The 18,968-nt window shown below is 72.4% G+C and carries 18 protein-coding genes; 4 read left to right on the top strand and 14 right to left on the bottom strand.

Annotation, left to right across the window (positions count from 1 at the left end; translation table 11 throughout):
* Positions 1-62 precede the first annotated feature (62 nt).
* From ACFWPI_RS22995 to ACFWPI_RS22950, 10 genes are all read right to left on the bottom strand, one after another.
* On the bottom strand, positions 63-1,154 hold the full coding sequence (locus tag ACFWPI_RS22995; RefSeq protein WP_380373855.1) for a YeiH family protein: 1,092 nt from the start codon (positions 1,152-1,154) through the stop codon (positions 63-65).
* Positions 1,155-1,167: 13 nt separating this feature from the next.
* On the bottom strand, positions 1,168-1,749 hold the full coding sequence (locus ACFWPI_RS22990; protein WP_380342271.1) for a cysteine dioxygenase: 582 nt from the start codon (positions 1,747-1,749) through the stop codon (positions 1,168-1,170).
* Between the two features lie 108 nt (positions 1,750-1,857).
* The gene (locus tag ACFWPI_RS22985) at positions 1,858-2,772 is read right to left on the bottom strand and encodes a LysR family transcriptional regulator (RefSeq protein WP_063350112.1); all 915 of its coding nucleotides are present in this window, start codon (positions 2,770-2,772) and stop codon (positions 1,858-1,860) included.
* Between the two features lie 108 nt (positions 2,773-2,880).
* The gene (locus ACFWPI_RS22980) at positions 2,881-3,750 is read right to left on the bottom strand and encodes an amino acid ABC transporter permease (protein ID WP_063350111.1); all 870 of its coding nucleotides are present in this window, start codon (positions 3,748-3,750) and stop codon (positions 2,881-2,883) included.
* Complete coding sequence (locus tag ACFWPI_RS22975) at positions 3,747-4,391, bottom strand: amino acid ABC transporter permease (protein WP_380373783.1); 645 nt, start codon at positions 4,389-4,391, stop codon at positions 3,747-3,749. The genes ACFWPI_RS22980 and ACFWPI_RS22975 overlap by 4 nt, the downstream gene beginning before the upstream one ends.
* Before the next feature lie 12 nt (positions 4,392-4,403).
* On the bottom strand, positions 4,404-5,321 hold the full coding sequence (locus tag ACFWPI_RS22970) for a glutamate ABC transporter substrate-binding protein (RefSeq protein WP_380373785.1): 918 nt from the start codon (positions 5,319-5,321) through the stop codon (positions 4,404-4,406).
* Positions 5,322-5,330: 9 nt separating this feature from the next.
* Positions 5,331-6,059 carry an amino acid ABC transporter ATP-binding protein gene (locus ACFWPI_RS22965; protein WP_063351563.1) on the bottom strand — a complete coding sequence of 243 codons (729 nt, stop codon included), beginning with the start codon at positions 6,057-6,059 and terminating at the stop codon, positions 5,331-5,333.
* 47 nt (positions 6,060-6,106) lie between these two features.
* A complete protein-coding gene (locus tag ACFWPI_RS22960) occupies positions 6,107-6,352 on the bottom strand; it encodes a LapA family protein (protein ID WP_363585876.1) in 246 nt (81 codons plus the stop codon).
* Positions 6,353-6,501: 149 nt separating this feature from the next.
* Complete coding sequence (locus tag ACFWPI_RS22955; protein ID WP_063350108.1) at positions 6,502-8,274, bottom strand: ABC transporter ATP-binding protein; 1,773 nt, start codon at positions 8,272-8,274, stop codon at positions 6,502-6,504.
* Positions 8,275-8,338: 64 nt separating this feature from the next.
* On the bottom strand, positions 8,339-10,111 hold the full coding sequence (locus tag ACFWPI_RS22950) for an ABC transporter transmembrane domain-containing protein (protein ID WP_380373790.1): 1,773 nt from the start codon (positions 10,109-10,111) through the stop codon (positions 8,339-8,341).
* A 478-nt stretch (positions 10,112-10,589) separates the two neighbouring features.
* On the opposite strand from ACFWPI_RS22950, the gene ACFWPI_RS22945 reads away from it, so the two are divergent.
* A complete protein-coding gene (locus ACFWPI_RS22945) occupies positions 10,590-11,453 on the top strand; it encodes an aldo/keto reductase (RefSeq protein WP_380373793.1) in 864 nt (287 codons plus the stop codon).
* Positions 11,454-11,726: 273 nt separating this feature from the next.
* Here ACFWPI_RS22945 and ACFWPI_RS22940 read toward each other — a convergent pair whose 3' ends face one another.
* Positions 11,727-12,623, bottom strand: a complete 897-nt coding sequence (locus tag ACFWPI_RS22940; protein ID WP_363377227.1) for a MarR family transcriptional regulator — start codon at positions 12,621-12,623, stop codon at positions 11,727-11,729.
* A 375-nt stretch (positions 12,624-12,998) separates the two neighbouring features.
* Here ACFWPI_RS22940 and fabG point away from each other — a divergent pair, with 375 nt between their 5' ends.
* Both fabG and ACFWPI_RS22930 read left to right on the top strand, forming a co-directional pair.
* Positions 12,999-13,766 carry a 3-oxoacyl-ACP reductase FabG gene (fabG, locus tag ACFWPI_RS22935; protein ID WP_380373796.1) on the top strand — a complete coding sequence of 256 codons (768 nt, stop codon included), beginning with the start codon at positions 12,999-13,001 and terminating at the stop codon, positions 13,764-13,766.
* 231 nt (positions 13,767-13,997) lie between these two features.
* Positions 13,998-14,765 (top strand): phosphatase PAP2 family protein, encoded by a 768-nt coding sequence (locus ACFWPI_RS22930; RefSeq protein WP_363377226.1) that lies wholly within the window; start codon positions 13,998-14,000, stop codon positions 14,763-14,765.
* A gap of 73 nt (positions 14,766-14,838) precedes the next feature.
* Here the strand turns inward: ACFWPI_RS22930 and ACFWPI_RS22925 are convergent, their stop codons facing one another.
* Positions 14,839-15,039, bottom strand: a complete 201-nt coding sequence (locus ACFWPI_RS22925) for an I78 family peptidase inhibitor (protein ID WP_063350104.1) — start codon at positions 15,037-15,039, stop codon at positions 14,839-14,841.
* Between the two features lie 77 nt (positions 15,040-15,116).
* On the opposite strand from ACFWPI_RS22925, the gene ACFWPI_RS22920 reads away from it, so the two are divergent.
* Complete coding sequence (locus ACFWPI_RS22920) at positions 15,117-15,392, top strand: DUF6343 family protein (protein WP_363377224.1); 276 nt, start codon at positions 15,117-15,119, stop codon at positions 15,390-15,392.
* A 105-nt stretch (positions 15,393-15,497) separates the two neighbouring features.
* On the opposite strand, the gene ACFWPI_RS22915 is transcribed toward ACFWPI_RS22920, so the two are convergent.
* Together ACFWPI_RS22915 and dxs are read right to left on the bottom strand one after the other, a co-directional pair.
* A complete protein-coding gene (locus tag ACFWPI_RS22915) occupies positions 15,498-16,904 on the bottom strand; it encodes an aspartate aminotransferase family protein (protein WP_380373800.1) in 1,407 nt (468 codons plus the stop codon).
* Positions 16,894-18,804 carry a 1-deoxy-D-xylulose-5-phosphate synthase gene (gene dxs / locus ACFWPI_RS22910; RefSeq protein ID WP_380373803.1) on the bottom strand — a complete coding sequence of 637 codons (1,911 nt, stop codon included), beginning with the start codon at positions 18,802-18,804 and terminating at the stop codon, positions 16,894-16,896. The genes ACFWPI_RS22915 and dxs overlap by 11 nt, the downstream gene beginning before the upstream one ends.
* Between the last annotated feature and the right edge of the window lie 164 nt (positions 18,805-18,968).

The following is an 18,968-nucleotide window of genomic DNA, read 5'->3' as shown; positions in this document are numbered from 1 at the left end:
TGCAGGAGCGTCCCGGCGGACGAGTACCCGCCCGACAATAGCCGAGTCCGCCCCTGCGCCCGTCACGTCGTGACCAGCACCCCGGCGTAGGAGACGCCCGCGACGACCACCCAGGAGCCGAGCCCGAGCAGGGCGAGCCGCCCGCCGGTGCGGACCATGGTCGGCAGGTGCACGGCGCTGCCGAGGCCGAACAGCGCGGCGGCCAGCAGCAGTTCCTGGGTGTCCCCGGCGAGGGTGAGCGCCCGCTCCGGAAGCACCCCGGTGGTCCGCAGCACGATCATCGCGAGGAACCCCGCCACGAACAGCGGGACGATCGGCGGGCGGCTGCCGGTCTTGACCGGGTTCTTCGCAGGGTCTTCCCCCGACTCCTGGTCCGCCCCGACGACGGCCTCCCCGCCCCGTCGCGCCCGGCGCCGCACCGCGACGGCCATCCCGGCGACCAGCGGCGCCAGCAGCACCACCCGCATCAGCTTGACCAGGACGGCCTCCCGCAGCGCGCCCGCCCCGCCGGTCTGCGCGGTGGCGACCACCTGCCCGACGTCGTGCACGCTCGCGCCGACCCACCGCCCGAACTCCACGTCGCCCAGCCCGAACGGCTGCTGGAGCAGCGGCAGCACGGCGATGGCCAGCGTCCCGCACAGGGTGACCAGGGCCACCGAGGCGGCGACGTCCTCCTCCTCGCTGCCGGCCGCCTGGCTGACCGCGCCGATCGCCGAGGCTCCGCAGATGGAGTACCCGGTGGCGACCAGCAGCGGCTGGTCGCCCGGCAGGCCGAGCCGTCGGCCGAGCCAGAGCGTGCCGGTGAAGGTGGCCGCGACCACCGCGAGCACCATGGCGACGGTGGCCCAGCCGAGGCCGAGCACGTCGTCCAGGCTGAGCTTGAGCCCGAGCAGGACGATCCCGAGCCGCATCAGCCGCTTGCCGGCCATGGACAGCCCCGGCCGGGCCACCCCGCGCACCACCGGGCGCAGCCCGGGCAGGTGGGCCGCCGCCATGCCGAGCACGACGGCGGCGGTGAGCTTGGGCACGGCGGGCACGGCCGCGTGGACGGCGATCGCGGCGGCCACCCCGGCCGCCGCGAGCAGCAGGCCGGGGGCGTCCCCGCCGAGCGGGGGCAGTGAGCGGGTGCGCGTGGCGCGCTCCCGGAGGGTCAGTGCCACGCCGCCCTCACTGCTGCTGGTCGGCGGGCAGCCGGTAGACGCGCCGGATGCTGGTGCCGAGCCGCGAGACGTCCGCGCCGTACACGTGGATGGAGATGGCGGTGCTGTTGCAGGCGTTGCGCACCAGGTGGATGTCACCGGGCGGGGCGAAGGCCGCGACGGTGCCGGCCGGGCCGGCGACGTGCTCGGTCTCGACGAGGTGGGCGGTGCGGCCGTCGGAGACCAGCCGGTAGCGGGTCTCGCTCTCCTGGCCCTGGTGGACGCCGGCCACGCACCAGGAGACGTGGTCGTGGATCGGGGTCTGCTGGCCGGGCAGCCAGACCAGGGCGACGACGGAGAAGCCGCCGTCCTCCTCGGCGTGCAGGACGTGCTGGCGGTAGCGCTTCGGGTCGCCCTCGCGCTGGGCGGGGGTGAGCAGCGCGTCGGGCCCGTCGGGGTCGGCGTGCAGGTGCGGGGCGAGGCGTTCGCCGACCAGGTAGGCGGTGAGTTCCGGGGGCAGTCCGCGGTCCACGACGGCACGGATCTCGCCGATCAGGGCGGTCATCCGCTCGGTGAGCCGGTCGCTGCCGACCGTGGCTGGGGGTGTCATGCCAGCAGGTTCGGCTGCACCGACCCATCACGTCCAACGATGGTTCTTAAGCTTCCCCTCAACTTCAGCTTATGAATCGCCCCGGCGAGCACCCACCGGAGCCACGACTCAGCACCCGATCCGGCTGGCCGCCGCCCGCCGCAGATGGTCCAGCACCAGCCCGGTGGCCGGTATCCGCCGGTGCTCGCGCAGCACGTACGCGCTCACCTGCCGGCGCAGGTGCGGTTCGACGGCCCGCCCGGTGACCTTGCGGTGGCACATGAAGGAGAGCACCAGCGCGGGCATCAGCGCGATCCCGACCCCGGCGGCGACCAGGCTCTGGACCGCGAGGTTGTCGTCCGTGGAGAACACGATGTCCGGCGCGAAGCCCTCCTCCGCGCAGACGTTCAGCAGGTTGGCCCGGCAGCGCGGGCACCCGGCGATCCAGCGCTCGCCGTCGAGGTCGACGAGCCGAACGGCGTGCCGACGGCCGAGCGGGTGTCCGACCGGCAGCAGCACGGTGAGCAGGTCCTCCATCAGCGGGATCTCGTCCAGCCCGTCGGGCACCTCGGTCGCGCCGCCGGGGTAGCGGAAGGCCAGCGCGATGTCGCACTCCCCGCGCAGCAGTCGCTGGACGGAGTCGGGCGGTTCGGCCTCCAGCAGCTCGACCCGCACACCGGGGTGTTCGGCGAGCAGCCGGGCCATCGCCTCGGGTATCAGGGTGGCGTTGGCACTGGGGAAGGCGCAGACCCGCACCCGCCCGGCCCGCAGCCGGGCGAGCGCGGCGAGCTGCTGCTGGGCGGCGGAGAGGCTGCCGAGGATCAGTTCGGCGTGCCGGGAGAGTGCCTCGCCCGCCTCGGTGAGCCGCAGTCCGCGCCCGGCCCGGGTGAACAGCGCGACGCCGACGGTGCGTTCGAGCGCCTTCATCTGCTGGGTGATGGCGGGCTGGGTGTAGCCGAGCTCGCGGGCGGCGGCCGAGTAGGAGCCTGCTCTGACGACCTCGTGGAACGTCCTGATGTGCCGTGAGTCGAATACCGGCTCCATGGCCCCTCCCCCGGTCGTCGTCGTCGAGCCTCCGCAATCATAAGAGGAAATTGGAGGTGCCCGCTCTATCCCCACCCGCACCTATGGTTCAGGATCGAACCAGCCTTCTCACTGCTGCGCGGACGGCGGCAGTCCCATCGCCACCCCGGCCTTGACCACCGGCGCCCCGCCCCGCATGCTCGGGCTGCGCCGACTGCGGCGCTCGACCCAGCGGGCGAGCCAGGAGAGCAGCAGGCACATGCCGATGTAGATCGGCGCGATCACGATCACCACGGGGATGAACGGCAGGTCGTAGTCGAGGTTGGTGGCGATCAGCTTGCCCGCGTGCAGGAACTCCTCGTAGGTGATCAGGAAGCCCAGCGAGGTGTCCTTGAGCGCGACCACCAGCTGGCTGATGATGGCCGGCAGCATGGCCCGGTTGGCCTGCGGCACCAGCACGTACGTCATCACCTGGGTCTTGCGCAGGCCGAGCGCGTAGGCCGCCTCGCGCTGCCCCTTGGGCACCGCGAGCACGCCGGCCCGGAAGACCTCGGCCAGCACCGAGCCGTTGTACAGCACCAGCCCGGCCACCAGCGCCCACAGCGGCTGCACCTTGAGCGCGACGAAGACGAAGAAGATCATCACCAGCAGCGGCATGGCCCGGAAGAACTCCACCACCACCGTGGAGAGCACCCGCACCACCTTGTGGTCGGACAGTCGCCCCGCCGCGAACAGCGCGCCGAAGGGCAGCGCGAACAGCACCGTCCAGCCGAAGGCCTTGAGGGTGTTGCCGAGCCCGCTCAGCAGCAGGTCCTGGACACCCCGGTACTCGAAGGGCATCCACTTCTGGTACGTGAACTGGTGGGTGTGAAAGAGCATGTAGACGATCCAGCCGATCAGCGCCGCGATCAGCAGCAGCGCGATCCCGCCGTACAGCCGGTGGCGGGCGAGCGCCTTCGGACCGGGGATGTCGTACAGCGCCGAGGATCCAACGGTCATCGCGACACCGCCACTCGTCGTTCCAGCAGGTTGAAGACGGCGCTGACGGCCAGGGTGATGATCAGGTAGCCGACGGCGATCCAGACGAAGGTCCAGATGATGCTGTAGCCCAGCTCGTTGATCGTCCGGTAGGTGCCGAGCAGTTCGGTGACGCTGAACGAGCCGGCGATCGCCGTGTTCTTCGCCAGCGCGATCATCACACTGCCGATCGGCGCGACCACCGACCGGTACGCCTGCGGCATGACCACCACACTCATCGTCTGCCCGAAGCTCATGCCCAGGCTGCGCGCCGCCTCCCCCTGCCCCACCGGCACGGTGTTGATGCCCGAGCGCATCGCCTCGCAGACGAAGGCCGAGGTGTAGCAGCCGAGCGCGGCCACCGCGAAGACGAAGAACGGCAGCGTGATGTTGAAGCGCGGCAGGCCCAGCACCACGATGAAGAACAGCAGGGTCAGCGGCGTGTTGCGCAGCAGCGTCACCCACGCCGTCCCGAACACCCGCAGCGGCCGGACCGGCGAGACCCGGAAACCCGCGATCATCACTCCCAGCACCAGCGACAGCACGGCGCTCACCGCGAACAGCGAGAGCGTGCCGAGGAAGCCGTCCCAGTAGGTCGACCAGTTGTCGGTCAGCGTTTTCACGGCGCGGCCCTCTCAGTACCGGTCGATCGGCGGCGGTGTGGGCGCCGGCTCCCCGGACAGGCCCAGGGTCGCGTCGTAGGCCTTCTTCCAGTCGCCGTTCTGCTCGTTCTGCGCCAGCGCGTCGTCCAGGGCCAGGCGCAGCACGGTGTCGTTCTTCGGGGTGCCGATCCCGTACGGCTCCTGGGAGAACAGCGGGCCGACCACCTTGAGCTCGTCCGGCGCCTTGGCCGCGTAGCCCAGCAGGATCGCGTTGTCCGTGGTGACGGCGTCGACCTGGCCGGTGATCAGGTTGTCCACGCAGGCCGAGTAGGTGTCGTAGCCGATCAGCTTCGCCTTCGGGAACTGCGACTGGATGCGCTGGTACGGGGTCGAGCCGGCCGCCGAGCAGACCTTCTTGCCGTCCAGGTCCTGCGGGCCGTGGATGGTGTTGTCGTTCCTGCGCACCAGCAGCGACTGCCCGGCGATGAAGTACGGTCCGGCGAAGCCGACCAGCTTCTTCCGGTTGTCGTTGATGGTGTAGGTGCCGACGTAGAAGTCCACCTGGCCGTTCTGCAGCGCGGTCTCGCGGTTGGCCGAGGCGATGGTCTTGAACTCGATCCGGTCCGGCGGAAAGCCGAGGTAGGCGCCGACCATCTTGGCGATCTCGATGTCGAAGCCGGAGTACACGCCGGTGGCCGGGTTCTTCTCGCCCAGGTACGGCTGGTCCTCCTTGGCGCCGACCACCAGGTGGCCCCGGCTGCGGGCGGCGTCCAGGGTCGGCGAGCCGGTGATGGAGGCGGCGTCGCGCACCTGGTAGCTGGGCAGCGCGCTCGCCTGCGGGCCCTTGGGCGGCGGGGTGCCGGGCTTGCCGCAGCCGGCGGCCAGCCCGGCGAGCAGCAGGACGGCGGCGAGCGCCGTCCGGCCCCGGGCGGCGGTGGTCTTCCTCGTCACGGCGCCGCCTCAGTGCTTCAGGATCTTGGACAGGAAGTCCCGGGCGCGCTCGCTCTCCGGAGCGTTGAAGAAGTCCTCCGGGGCGCGGTCCTCGACGATCCGGCCGTCGGCCATGAAGACCACCCGGTTGGCGGAGGCCCGGGCGAAGCCCATCTCGTGGGTGACCACGACCATCGTCATGCCCTCGTGGGCGAGCTGGCGCATGACGTCCAGCACCTCGTTGATCATCTCGGGGTCGAGCGCCGAGGTCGGCTCGTCGAACAGCAGCGCCTTCGGGTCCATCGCCAGCGCCCGGGCGATCGCCACCCGCTGCTGCTGGCCGCCGGAGAGCTGGGCCGGGTACTTGTCGGCGTGCGCCTCCAGCCCGACCCGCTCCAGCAGGGCGCGGGACTTGGCGTCCGCCTCCGCCCGGGGCCGGCCGCGGACCTTGATCTGCGCGAGCGAGACGTTCTGCAGCACGGTCTTGTGCGCGAACAGGTTGAAGGACTGGAACACCATGCCGACCTCGGCGCGCAGCCGGGCCAGCCCCTTGCCCTCCTCGGGCAGCGGCTCGCCGTCGATCAGGATGGTGCCGTCCTCGATCGGCTCCAGGCGGTTGATCGCCCGGCAGAGCGTCGACTTGCCGGAGCCGGACGGTCCGATGACCACGACGACCTCGCCGCGGCCCACGGTCAGCTCGATGTCCTGGAGGACGTGCAGGTCCCCGAAGTGCTTGTTGACGCCGCGCACCTCGATCAGCGGCGTGAAGGCCGAGGGCCCCGCCTGGGCCGGCCCGGGAGCGCTGGTCACCGGCCGCGACGCCCCTTCAGCAGCCAGCCCAGAGCGCCGCCGGCGAGCAGCGTGGCGAGCAGTGCGATCCAGAGCGGCGCGGTGACGGTGAACACCCAGAACTGGATCTTCACCTTGTCGAGGTTCGCGAACAGGAACCACACGGCGAGGACGACGAGGACGCCGATCCCGATGTACCGGGTGGGGATCCCGGCGATCTCGCTGCGTTTGGAGCCGGACGAGCCGTCCGAAATCTTGGTCACCGGAGCAGTCTGCGGGCCGGGGATCCGATTTGCCCGGTTACACGCCCTGATGGGCGAGGGAGTAACCCGCACGGGGCAATCCGGCCCCGTGCGGGTTTGAAATGCCGTACGGGTCAACGGCGCCGTACGGGTTCGACGGCGCCGGCCCGCTACCGCTCGTCCCGCCAGGAGCGCCAGAGCGCCGCGTACGGGCCGCCGGCCGCGACCAGCTCCGGGTGGCTGCCGTACTCGCTGATCCGGCCGCCCTCGACCACCGCGATCACGTCCGCGTCGTGCGCGGTGTGCAGCCGGTGGGCGATGGCGATCACCGTGCGGCCCTCCAGCACCCGGGCGAGCGAGCGCTCCAGGTGCCGGGCGGCGCGCGGGTCCAGCAGCGAGGTGGCCTCGTCCAGCACCAGGGTGTGCGGATCGGCCAGCACCAGCCGGGCCAGCGCCAGCTGCTGGGCCTGCGGCGGGGTCAGCGCGGTGCCGCCGGAGCCGACCTCGGTGTCGAGGCCGTGCGGCAGCGCGTCCACCCAGCCGCCGGCGTCCACCGCGTCCAGCGCGGAGCGCAGTTCGGTGTCCTCGGCCCCGGGCGCGGCCAGCCGCAGGTTGTCCCGCAGGGTGCCGACGAAGACGTGGTGCTCCTGGTTCACCAGGGCGACCTCCGCCCGCACCCGCTCGGCCGGCATCCGCGCCAGCGCCGCCCCGCCGAGCGTCACGCTGCCGCGCCCGGGGGCGTAGATCCCGGCCAGCAGCCGCCCCAGCGTGGACTTGCCCGCCCCGGACGGCCCGACCAGCGCGACCCGGCTGCCCGGCGCGACGTCCAGGCTGATGCCGTGCAGGACGTCGGCGCCCTCGCGGTAGCCGAACCGGACGTCCCGGGCCTCGACCCGGCGGCCGTCCGGGTGGCTGGACTCGTCGCCCTCGTGCTCCGGCACCTCGCGGACGCCGACCAGCCGGGCCAGTGAGGCCTGGCCGATCTGCAGTTCGTCGTACCAGCGCAGGATCAGGTCGACCGGGCCGGTCAGCATCTGCGCGTACAGCACTCCTGTGGTCAACTGGCCGACGGTGATCCACCCCTTGAGGGTGAACAGCCCGCCGAGCAACAGGGTGGCCAGCACCGCCGAGGAGTAGACCGCGTCGATGGTCGGGAACCAGACCGAGCGCAGCCACAGGGTGTAGCGCTCCCAGGCGAGCCACTCGCCCAGCTTGCGGTCCGTCAGGGCGATCCGCTGGTCGCCCAGGCGCAGCGCCTCCACCGTCCGCCCGGCGTCCACCGTCTCGGCCAGCACGGTGTTCACCGCGGCGTACCCGGCCGACTCGTTGCGGTAGGACTGCGGCGCGCGCTTGAAGTACCAGCGGGAGCTGACCAGCAGCAGCGGCAGGCCGATCAGCGAGGTGAGCGCGAGCAGCGGCGAGGTGACCAGCAGGGCGCCGATCACCAGCAGCAACGACACGATGGCGACGGCGAGTTCGGGCACGGCCTCGCGCACCGACTTGTCCAGCCGGTCGACGTCCGTGGTGCCCCGGGAGACCAGGTCCCCGGTGCCGGCCCGCTCCAGCACGCCGGTGGGCAGCGCGACCGAGCGGACCAGGAAGTCCTCGCGCAGGTCGGCCAGCACCCGCTCGCCGAGGACGGCACCGCGCATCCGGGACCAGCCGGTGAAGGCGGACTGCACCACCAGCGCCAGCAGGTACCAGCCGACCGCGACCGCGATGGTGGCCTCGGCGGTGCCGGTGGCCAGCGACTCGACCAGGCTGCCGAGCACCCAGGGGCCGACCAGCCCGGCCACGGTGGCCACCGAGTGCAGTGACACCACCGCGGAGAACCCTCGGCGGTGGCGCCGGGCGAGCAGGCGCAGGTAGGCGCGCACGGCGGCCGGTGAGCCGACCGGCAGGGTGGTGGCCGGCCCCTGCTCCTCATGGACGGGGGGCTTCATGACGTGCTCCTCAGGTATGCGGCGGGTCGGGCGGGGCGGACGGCGCGGGTGCCCACGCGGCCGCTCATACCGGCTCCCCCACCGGTGCCGGCTCCTCTTCGCGGGTGACCACGGCCCGGTAGGCCGGCTCGGTCCGCATCAGGTCGCGGTGCCGCCCGGCCACGGCCACCCGGCCGTCGCGCAGCAGCACCACCCGGTCGGCCTGGTCGAGCAGCAGCGGGCTGGTCGCGAAGACCACGGTGGTGTGCCCCGCCCGGGTGTCCCGCAGTCCGGTGGCGATCCTGGACTCGGTGTGGGCGTCCACCGCGCTGGTCGGCTCGTCCAGGACGAGGACCGGCGGGTCGGCCAGCAGCGCGCGGGCCAGGGCGAGCCGCTGGCGTTGCCCGCCGGACAACGAGCGCCCGCGCTCGGTGATCCGGGCGAGCATCGCGTCGCCCGCACACTCCGGCGAGCCGTCCACCAGGGCCTCCAGCACGTCGTCGGACCGGGCGGCGGCCAGCGCCTCGGCCACCGAGACCCGCCCCGAGGACGGGATGTCGAACAGCCCGGCCAGGGTGCCGGAGAGCAGCACCGGCTCCTTGTCGTGGACCAGCACCGCCGCCCTGGCCTCGGCCAGTGGCACCGCGTCCAGCTCCGTCCCGCCGAGCCGGACGGAGGGCTGCTCCGGCTCGTCCTCGGCAGCCGGGACGTGCCCGCCGAGCCGCCCGGCGAGCGCCCCGGCGAAGTCCGGGTCCCCGCAGACGACCGCGGTCAGCTCCCCGGCCCGCGCGGTCAGCCCGGTCGCCGGGTCGAACAGATCGGCGTTCCCCGGCTTGTTCAGCGAGGCCTCGGCCACGCCGCCGGTGCGGCTGAGCGAGAGCACCCGGACGGCGCGCCCGGCGGAGACCCGGGCGACGCTCCAGGCGTGCGCGGCCTCGCCGAGGATCCGCAGCGGCGCCGCGAGGAAGGCGGTGGCGCCGTACACGGCGATCAGGGTGCCGACGGCGAGCTCGCCCGCGGCCGCCTGCCGGGCGCCGTACCACGTCACCCCGATCACGAACAGGCCTGGCAGCAGGACCTGTTGGGCCTGCATCAGCGACCAGATCCGGGCCGATCGGACGGCCGCGGCCCGGACCTTCTGGGAGGCGGCCCGGTACCGGTCGAGGAACAGTTCCTCGCCGCCGATGCCGCGCAGCACCCGCAGCCCCGCCACGGTGTCGGCGGCCAGCTCGGTGGCCTTGCCGCCGAGCGTGCGCTGCTGCTCGTACCGCCGCTCGAACGGCCCGATCAGCGGCCAGACGGCGGCCGCCAGCACCGGGACGCCGAGCAGCACCCCGACCCCGAGCACCGGTTCGACGACCAGCACGGCCGAGCTGACGGCCAGCCAGACGATCACCGCGGCCCGGACCCGGGCGACGAGTTCGACGTACCAGCCGATCCGCTCGACGTCCCCGCTGCCGACCGCGACGACCTCGCCGGTGGCGATCCGGCAGGACAGCCCGGCGCCCAGGTGCGAGGCCTGCCGGGCCACCAGCTGCCGCACGTGGCACGCCGCGTGGATCCAGTTCCAGACCGCCTGCCGGTGCAGCAGCACAGCACCGAGCGCGGACAGCACGGCGAGCGCCACCGCGAGGGCACCGGCCCGCCAGATCCCGGCGGCCTCGCCGTCGACGGCGGCCTGCACGCCCCACCCGAGCGCTATCGGCAGCGCCGCCTGGCCGCCCATCTCCAGCAGCGCCCAGCAGGTGGCCAGCACCTGCCCGCGCCGCTGGCCGCGCTGGAGCCAGCGCAGGAAGGCCGGGGGCGAGGAGAGATCGGGACTACCGGGGTCGGCCAACGGCAGGGGGGTGAGCAGCATGACACTCCGATACAGGAGGGTGCGGGACGGTGCTGGAGGTCCTGGAGGTGCTGGAGGGTGCGAGCAGGCGTGAGCGGGCACGCCGGGAGAAGGTCACGAGCCGGAGGCACGGGTCTCGCGGCACGGCGGGCCCGACTCGCGCGAACAGCGGAAGACGGGCGGCGGCGGGCGACAGCGCGACGCCTCGCCCCGGCGGCATCGGCGCGTCCGGGGCGGCGCCGAACGGGACCGCCGGACGGGACCGCCGGACGGGGGCGGGAAGGGCACGAAGGGCCCGGATCTCAGGAGGTCATGGCCACGAGCCTGCCAACCCCGATGTGATCTGCGCAACAGGTTTTTTCGCCGCCCGGCCCCCGGATCTCCGCCGGAGCGGGCCTCCGGCCCCGCAAGATTCCCCCGAACGGCGGGAACAATCCCGCCCGGGCCCCAGTTGCCCCCTTCTGGAATCAGACGGACAACCAGGAGGGCACCCCTTCCCGTGAGCAACATCCCCAACGTCACGCTGAACGACGGCGCGCAGATCCCGCAGCTCGGATTCGGCGTGTGGCAGGTCCCGGACGACAAGGCCACGGCCGCCGTCCGCACCGCGATCGAGGCGGGCTACCGCTCCATCGACACCGCGGCCATCTACGAGAACGAGGCCGGCACCGGCCAGGCGATCACCGAGGCCCTGGCCGGCGGCGTCGCCCGCGAGGACCTCTACATCACCACCAAGCTGTGGAACTCGGGCACCCGTGACTGGTCGGGCGAGCAGGGCCGCGACGCCGTCCTGCGCGAGTTCGACGCGTCGCTGGCCAAGCTCGGCCTCGACTACGTCGACCTCTACCTGATCCACTGGCCGCGCCCGAAGCACGGCAGCTACCTGAACGTCTGGAAGGCCTTCGAGCAGCTGAAGGCGGACGGCCGGGTCAAGTCGGTCGGCGTCTCCAACTTCGGGCCCGAGCAGCTCACCCGACTGCTCGACGAGACCTCGGTCGTCCCGGTGCTGAACCAGGTCGAGCTGCACCCGTACTTCCCGCAGACCGAGCTGCGCGCCTTCCACGCCCAGCACGGCATCGCCACCGAGGCCTGGAGCCCGCTGGGCCAGGGCAAGGAGCTGCTCGCCGAGCCGGTGCTGGCGAAGATCGCCGAGAAGCACGGCCGCACGGTCGCCCAGGTGGTGCTCCGCTGGCACCTGCAGAGCGGCGTGATCGCGATCCCGAAGTCGGTCACCCCGGCCCGCATCCGGGAGAACCTGGACGTCGCCGGCTTCGAGCTGGACGCCGAGGACCTCGCCGCGATCGCCGGTGTCGCCACCGGCACGCGGATCGGTCCGGACCCGCAGGAGTTCGACTGGAACTGACGGCACCCGCCGTCCGACTTCTCTGACGAGCGGTCATGTCGAACGACCGCCCACCCCTGCAGGGGTGGGCGGTCTTCGGTGTGCCACGATCCGCCGACACCGACGAGCAGCGGCCTCCGGCACGTCAGGCCACCAGCACCTTGAGCCGTCAACGGCTTGAGTCATCAACGCCTTGAGCCGTCAACGCCTTGAGCCGTCAACGCCTCAAGCCTTCGGCACACCAGGCCTTCCGTACGTTGGCGAATCGTTTTGGCTGGCGCTCAAAGGATCCTTCTAGAGCCGCGCCGCCTTGCCGAGGAGCGCCAGCGCGGGCCCGTGCTCACTCTCGTCCAGCGGGGCGAGCAGCAGCCGCTGGACCTCGGCCACGCCGGCCGTCGAACGGTGCAGCAGGTCCTGGCCCGCCGGCGAGAGCGACAGCAGGTTGCGGCGCCCGTCCGAGGGGTCGCGCCGGCGCTGCACCAGACCACGGCGCACCAGCCGGCTCACCATCTCGGCCATCGTCGCCTTGTCCAGCGAGGCCAGCTCACCGACCGTGCGCTGGTCGGCGCCCGGTTCCAGTTCGAGCGCGTCCAGCACCGCGTACTGCGGAGCCGTGAGCTCCGCACCGACGTGCTCCGACCAGAGTTTGGTGTGCACCTGCTGGCCCACCCTGATCAGGTAGCCGATCGCCCGCTGCGCGTCCAGTGTCGGCCGCGCATCGGAGAACACGGCGACCGCGGCGGGCTCCAGCCTGGCTATCTTGGCCATCACCCGCACGATCTCCACCTGCTCCTCCGCCGTCAGCGGCTCGAACAGGGTGCGCTGCACGCGGACCACACCGCCGGTGGCCTCACGCACCGCCTGGGCACCGCTCTGCGAGAGAGCGAGCAGTTTTCGCCGGCCGTCGGCCGGGTCACGCCTTCGCAGCACCAAGCCGCGGCGGACCAGCCGCGCGACCATCTCCGCCATCGTCGCCTTGTCCAGCGAGGCTCGCTCGCCGACCGTCCGCTGGTCGGCACCCGGTTCGAGGGCCAGGACCAGCAGGACGGCGAACTGCGGAGCCGTGAGATCGGCTCCGACATGCTCGGACCACAGCCTGGTGTGAACCTGCTGTGCAACGCGAATCAGGTGTCCGGGCGACTGTTGCAGTCGCGCGGACACGCGGGTCGTCGGGATCTCCCCCAGCACCATGTATCCGTCCCGATGTCACACCCGGTGTGTGTGGGACACCCGGGTGGGGCAGTAACGGCGAGTGGGCGTCCAGCTATGAGGGAGGGCGCTCCAGCCGTGCAGCCGGTGGCTGCTGGCGGACACTATACAAACGGCGGGCCCTTGCTGGCAGGCAGGGGCGGATAGTAGACGCAGGTTCGGCAACATTGGCATATTTACGCGGCCGCCACGCCCTCTCGGTAACCCGTTCTCAGCAGAAAGCCGACCGGTCGGTCCTTACCGACCGTCACCCACGACTCTCCAGCCCTGTTCGCCCTCCCTACTCACGGGTAGGGTGTGGCCACCCTCCCCGGGGCGCTCCCCGCGGAGACCACCCCGAGAGAGACGAGAGCGAGCATGACCGAGCAGAGCACCGCCCCCCGGGTCGCCGTCGTCACCGGCGCCGCCCGCGGCCTGGGCGCCGCCACCGCCGTGCAACTGGCCGCCGACGGCTACGCCGTGGCCGTCCTCGACCTGGACGAGACCGCCGGGAAGGACACCGTCGACCGGATCACCGCGGCCGGCGGCCGGGCCCTGGCCGTGGGCGCCGACGTCTCGGACGCCGACCAGGTGCAGGCCGCCGTCGGCCGGGTGGCCGCCGAGCTCGGCGCCCCCGTCGTGCTGGTCAACAACGCGGGCGTGCTCCGCGACAACCTGCTCTTCAAGATGTCCGAGTCCGACTGGGACACGGTCATGAACGTCCACCTGCGCGGGGCCTTCCTGATGACCCGCGCGGTGCAGAAGCACATGGTGGACGCCGGTTTCGGCCGCATCGTCAACTTGTCCTCCTCGTCCGCCCAGGGCAACCGCGGCCAGGCCAACTACTCGGCCGCCAAGGCCGGTCTGCAGGGCTTCACCAAGACTTTGGCCATTGAGCTGGGCAAGTTCGGCATCACCGCCAACGCCGTGGCCCCCGGCTTCATCGCCACCGACATGACCGCGGCCACCGCCGCCCGGGTCGGCATGGACTTCGAAGACTTCAAGCGGGCTGCGGCCTCCCAGATCCCGGTCCAGCGGGTCGGTCTGCCTGAGGACGTCGCCCACACCATCTCCTTCCTCGCGAGCGAGGGCGCCGGCTTCGTTTCCGGGCAGGTGATCTACGTCGCGGGCGGCCCCCTCGACTGAGCACGGAACCTACACAGGGTTACCACGGAGTGGGAAGCCGGCCGCGCCGGCCTCCCACTCCGTTTTCTTTACCGGGGCTTTTGCAGAATCATTCGAACACCACACTGGCATTCGATCCGAGAATCGCGGAAATCACTCCCCGGGCGGACCTCTCCCCGCCAATTGTCGATTTCACGGGAAAATGACAAATCCCTCCGGAATAGCCCCGGCCGGATGGGTAAGGTCACCCCCGTGCAAGCCCCGAGTACCCCCGCGCCCTATCCGAACCAGGGGCCGGAGCAGCTCACCACCACCCACCGCGAGCGCCCGAGCCCCGAACGAGCCCACCGCCGCGAGCCCGGCTGGCCGCCGATGGGCCGCCGGCAGGCCGCCCTACTCGCCGTGACCTGCGTCGCCTACCTGCTGGTCCTGGCCGGTGTCCTGCTCAACACCGCCCTGGTCGACCTCGACTGGTCGGTCCGGCTGTTCCGCCCCTACGAACGCTGGCCCAGCCTGGAACCGCTGCTCGACACCTGGGTGGTCGCCGGGCAACGCGGCCCCTCCGCCATCGCCGCCTTCGTCTGGCTCGGCTGGCGCGCGCACCGGCTGGGCCGGCTGCGCCCGCTGCTGGTGATGGCCGTCGCGCTGCTGCTGCTCAACGTCACGGTCGGCGCGGTCAAGATCGTCACCGGCCGGCTCGGCCCGCACTACGCCCAGTACGTCGGCTCGCCCGAACTGTTCTCCGGCGGCACCATCTTCCCGTCCGGTCACACCGCCAACGCGGTCGTCACCTGGGGCGTGCTCGCCTACCTCGCGGTCCGCTGGCGGCGCACCGGCGCGGTGATCGCCGCCGCCACCGCCTGCTCGATCGGCCTGACCACGCTCTACCTGGGCACCCACTGGGTCACCGACGTGCTGGCCGGCTGGGCCGCCGGACTGCTGGTACTGCTCTCGCTGCCGCTGCTGGAGCCGCTGGTCGTCGCCGCCGAACAGCGGTTGGCCCGGCGGCCGGGCCACTGAGCCCGCACGCCACGACCACCGGCCACCCCGGCCACCCCGGCCACCGGAAAGGTCGACCACCGGGAGGGCGGCCCTACCCCTCCCAGCTGCGCTCGACCACGCCGTCGCGCACCGCGAGGTTGAGCCGGCCCTCACGGTGGTCCATGGTCATCATCGCCCCCGGCTCCAGCACCCGGACCGAGGCCCAGCCGTGCCGCCGGGCCAGCTCCCGGGCCCGTTCGATCCGCAGCCCCGCGTAGCCCTCGGCGTCCGCCGCCGCGTCCGACCCCGTCATCGCGTCTCCCCCGCTCTCCCCCACGGACGTACGCTGGAATCGTAGCCCCCACCCGCGCGGCCCGGAGGTGAACGGCCATGCGCACCACCACTCCGCGACGGCCCTGGCGCAGCGGCACCGAGCCGGCCACCGCCCGCAGCGACCTCAAGCTCCGCTACCTGCTGTCGCTCACCTTCACGCCGCTGTTCGCGCTCGCGACGGCGGGCTTCGCGATCTGGGCGGCGGCCTCCCCCGCCGACGGCGCCCCCAGCCGGGGGACCCTCACCGGCTTCGCCATCGCCTGCGGCCTGCTCACCCTGTTCGCCACCGTCGATCTCGTCGTGGTCATCCGGCGCCGCCGGACCGAGCTCTGACACGGTGTCTCCCACGGAGTGGTAAGTCGGCCCGGCCGACTTCCCACTCCCGCAACACTCCCGCAACACTCCCGCACCGCCGCCGAGCACCCGCCCAGAACCAGCTCAGCGACTGCCGACCGCCTGCTTCACCAGCGTCCGCCCGAAGTCCCACATCAGCCCGCTCCCCCGGTGCGCGTCATCCATGATGTCGGTGAAGGCGTCCACGAACCGGTCGACGTCGCGCTCCGTGATGATCAGCGGCGGGATCAGCTTGATCACCTCCAGGTGGTCACCGGACACCTGGGTCAGGATCCGGTGCCGCTGGAGCAGCGGGACGACCACCATCTGGGCGAACAGCCCCTTGCGCGCCGCTTGCAGGGCCGTCCATCCGGTGCGCAGCTTGAGCGACTTGGGCCGGCCGAACTCGATGCCGATCATCAGACCCCGGCCGCGCACCTCGGCGAGCAGCTCGTACCGGTCGACCAGTGCGGCCAGCCGCTCGCGCAACTGATCGCCGACCTGACGCGCGTTCTCCACCACCTTCTCCTCGCGCATCACCTCCAGGGTCGCCAGTCCGGCCGCCATCGCCTGGGCGTTGGCACCGAAGCTGGCCGAGTGCACCAGCACCCGGTCCATCGAGGAGTACACCTTCTCGAAGATCCAGCTCTTGCCGAGCGTCGCCCCGACCGGCACGTAGCCGCCGGAGAGCGCCTTGGCCGCGCAGACCAGGTCGGGCAGCACGCCCTCCTCGTGCTGGTAGGCGAAGAACTCGCCGGTACGGCCGATCCCGGTCTGCACCTCGTCGCAGATCAGCAGCGCCCTGTGCTCGTGCAGCAGGGCCTGCGCGGCACGCAGCCAGCCGGGCGGCGGCGCCAGGACGCCCTTGCCCTGGATCGGCTCGACGATCAGGGCGGCGACGTCGCCGCGCTTCAGCTCCCTGGCCAGCGCGCCGAGGTCGCCGAGCGGGATGGCGGTGTCCGGCAGCAGCGGATCGAAGCCCTTGCGGAAACCGCTCTCCCCGTTGACGGAGAGCGAGCCGGTGGTCAGCCCGTGGAAGGCGTGGTCGGCGTACAGGACGCGCCTGCGGCCGGTGGCGTACCGGGCGAACTTGAGCGCGGTCTCCACCGCCTCGGTGCCGCTGTTGCCGAAGAACACCCGGTCCAGCCCGGGCGCGTACGAGAGCAGTCGCTCGGCGAGCAGCCCGGGCAGCGGCGAGCAGTCGAAGCGGACCAGGTCCGGCAGGTCGAGGTCCATCACCTGCTGGATCGCCGACCGCACGACCGGGTGGTGGCGGCCCAGCGCGAAGATGCCGAAGCCGGCCAGCATGTCGAGGTACTCGTTGCCCTCGGCGTCGTAGAAGTACGGGCCCTTGGCGCGCTCGTAGTACTTGTCGAAGCCGATGGTGTGCAGCATGCGCGGCAGCTGCGGGTTGAGGTGGCGGCCGTGCAGCTCGTACCGCTCGGCGCCGCGTTCGGCGATCAGCGCGGCGAGGTCGAAGCTGGCGGCGGTGCGGTCGGGGTCAGCCGGCATGGCGCTGGTTCGCTCCTCGGTTCGGTAGCAGGTTCTTGGCGAAGACGGCGGTCTGGGCGGCGACTCCGGTGCCGGTCAGACCGGTCTCCTCCAGGATCTCCCCGCGCGCGGCGTGGCCGAGGAACTCCTGCGGCAGGCCGAGCACCCGCACCGGCACGTCCACGTCGGCGTCGCGCAGCGTCTGGGCGACGGCGGCGCCGACGCCACCGGTGCGGCCGTTGTCCTCGACGGTGACGACCAGCCGGTGGGCGGCGGCCAGTTCCGGCAGGGCCGGGTCGACCGGTTTGACCCAGCGGGGGTCGACGACGGTCGCGGTGAAGCCCTCGGCGAGCAGCAGCCGGGCGGCGTCCAGGCAGGCGGCGGCGGTGGTGCCGACCGCGACCAGGAGGATCTCCGACGGCCGGCCGGTGCGCAGCAGGACGTCCATCCCGCCGATCCGCTCGACGGCCGGCACGGCGGGCCCGATGGTGGCCTTGGGGAAGCGGACCACGGTGGGGGCGTCCTCGACGTCGACGGCCTCGCGCAGCTGGGCCCGCAGCTGGTCGGCGTCGCGCGGGGCGGCGAGCCTGAGGCCCGGGACGACCTGGAGGATCGACATGTCCCACATGCCGTTGTGCGAGGCGCCGTCGCTGCCGGTGACCCCGGAGCGGTCGAGGACGAAGGTGACGCCGAGCCGGTGCAGGGCGACGTCCATCAGGACCTGGTCGAAGGCCCGGTTCAGGAAGGTCGCGTAGACGGCGACGACCGGGTGCAGGCCGCCGGTGGCGAGGCCGGCGGCGGAGGTGACGGCGTGCTGCTCGGCGATGCCGACGTCGAAGGTGCGCTCCGGGAAGGCCTTGGCGAAGCGGGCCAGGCCGACCGGTTGGAGCATCGCCGCGGTGATCGCCACCAGGTCGGGCCGCTCGGCGCCGAGCGCGACCAGTTCGTCGCCGAACACCGAGGTCCAGGAGACTCCGCCGCTGGGCGAGATCGGCAGGCAGGTGTACGGGTCGATCGGGTTGACGGCGTGGAAGCGGTCGGCCTCGTCCTGTTCGGCGGGCCGGTAGCCGCGCCCCTTGACGGTGAGGCAGTGCACGATGACGGGGCCGCCGAAGTTGCGCGCCTGGCGCAGCGCCTGTTCGACGGCGCCGAGGTCGTGGCCGTCGATCGGCCCGAGGTACTTCAGCCCGAGGTCCTCGAACATGCCCTGGGGCGCGAAGGCGTCCTTGAAGCCCTTCTTGGCCCCGTGCAGCGCGTCGAAGATCGGCTGGCCGACGAGCGGGGTGCGCTGCAGCGCGCCCTTGCCGAGGGCGAGGAAGCGTTCGTACCCCTGGGTGGTGCGCAGGGTGGCCAGGTGGTTGGCGAGGCCGCCGATGGTCTTGGCGTAGGAGCGCTCGTTGTCGTTGACGACGATGACCAGCGGCCGGTCGCGGGCCTCGGCGATGTTGTTGAGCGCCTCCCAGGCGAGCCCGCCGGTGAGCGCGCCGTCGCCGATCACCGCGACGGTGTGCCGGTCGTGCTGGCCGAGCAGTCGGGCGGCCTTGGCGAGGCCGTCGGCGTAGGACAGGGCGGTGGAGGCGTGCGAGTTCTCGACCAGGTCGTGTTCGGATTCGCCGCGCGAGGGGTAGCCGGAGAGCCCGCCCTTCATCCGCAGCCGGGAGAAGTCCTGGCGGCCGGTGAGCAGTTTGTGGACGTAGCTCTGGTGGCCGGTGTCGAAGACGATCCGGTCGTACGGGGAGTCGAAGACCCGGTGCAGGGCGATGGTCAGCTCGACCACACCGAGGTTGGGCCCGAGGTGGCCGCCGGTGCGGGTGACGGCGTCGATCAGGAACGCGCGGATCTCGTCGGCGAGCAGCGGGAGTTCGGCCGCCGGAAGCTTTCGCAGTTCGGCCGGTGACGTGACGCTGGAGAGCAGTGACATGGGTACACCTCACGACTCGGAGTGGCGCGGCGGTACCGCCGCCCGGCGGGGGCGGGGCCGGGGCCGGGGGGGGGGCCGGGGCCGGCGGGGGGGTGGACGGGGGCGGGGGGGGGGGGGAAAACCACGGGACTGGGGCCGGGTTGGGGGGGGGGTGGGGGGGGTTG

This window comes from Kitasatospora sp. NPDC058492, assembly GCF_042720685.1.
In the GTDB taxonomy this organism is placed as follows: Bacteria; Actinomycetota; Actinomycetes; order Streptomycetales; family Streptomycetaceae; genus Kitasatospora.
Note: the sequence above shows the minus strand (reverse complement) of the source record. Positions and strands in the feature narration are given on the sequence as shown.

What these genes read in the sequence shown, in the direction of transcription:
- ACFWPI_RS22990 (WP_380342271.1), bottom strand. Translation starts at nt 1,749, where the DNA reads ATGACACCCCCAGCCACGGTCGGCAGCGACCGGCTCACCGAGCGGATG.
- dxs (WP_380373803.1), bottom strand. Translation starts at nt 18,804, where the DNA reads ATGTCACTGCTCTCCAGCGTCACGTCACCGGCCGAACTGCGAAAGCTT.
- fabG (WP_380373796.1), top strand. Translation starts at nt 12,999, where the DNA reads ATGACCGAGCAGAGCACCGCCCCCCGGGTCGCCGTCGTCACCGGCGCC.
- ACFWPI_RS22955 (WP_063350108.1), bottom strand. Translation starts at nt 8,274, where the DNA reads ATGAAGCCCCCCGTCCATGAGGAGCAGGGGCCGGCCACCACCCTGCCG.
- ACFWPI_RS22980 (WP_063350111.1), bottom strand. Translation starts at nt 3,750, where the DNA reads ATGACCGTTGGATCCTCGGCGCTGTACGACATCCCCGGTCCGAAGGCG.
- ACFWPI_RS22915 (WP_380373800.1), bottom strand. Translation starts at nt 16,904, where the DNA reads ATGCCGGCTGACCCCGACCGCACCGCCGCCAGCTTCGACCTCGCCGCG.
- ACFWPI_RS22920 (WP_363377224.1), top strand. Translation starts at nt 15,117, where the DNA reads ATGCGCACCACCACTCCGCGACGGCCCTGGCGCAGCGGCACCGAGCCG.
- ACFWPI_RS22925 (WP_063350104.1), bottom strand. Translation starts at nt 15,039, where the DNA reads ATGACGGGGTCGGACGCGGCGGCGGACGCCGAGGGCTACGCGGGGCTG.
- ACFWPI_RS22950 (WP_380373790.1), bottom strand. Translation starts at nt 10,111, where the DNA reads ATGCTGCTCACCCCCCTGCCGTTGGCCGACCCCGGTAGTCCCGATCTC.
- ACFWPI_RS22985 (WP_063350112.1), bottom strand. Translation starts at nt 2,772, where the DNA reads ATGGAGCCGGTATTCGACTCACGGCACATCAGGACGTTCCACGAGGTC.
- ACFWPI_RS22940 (WP_363377227.1), bottom strand. Translation starts at nt 12,623, where the DNA reads ATGGTGCTGGGGGAGATCCCGACGACCCGCGTGTCCGCGCGACTGCAA.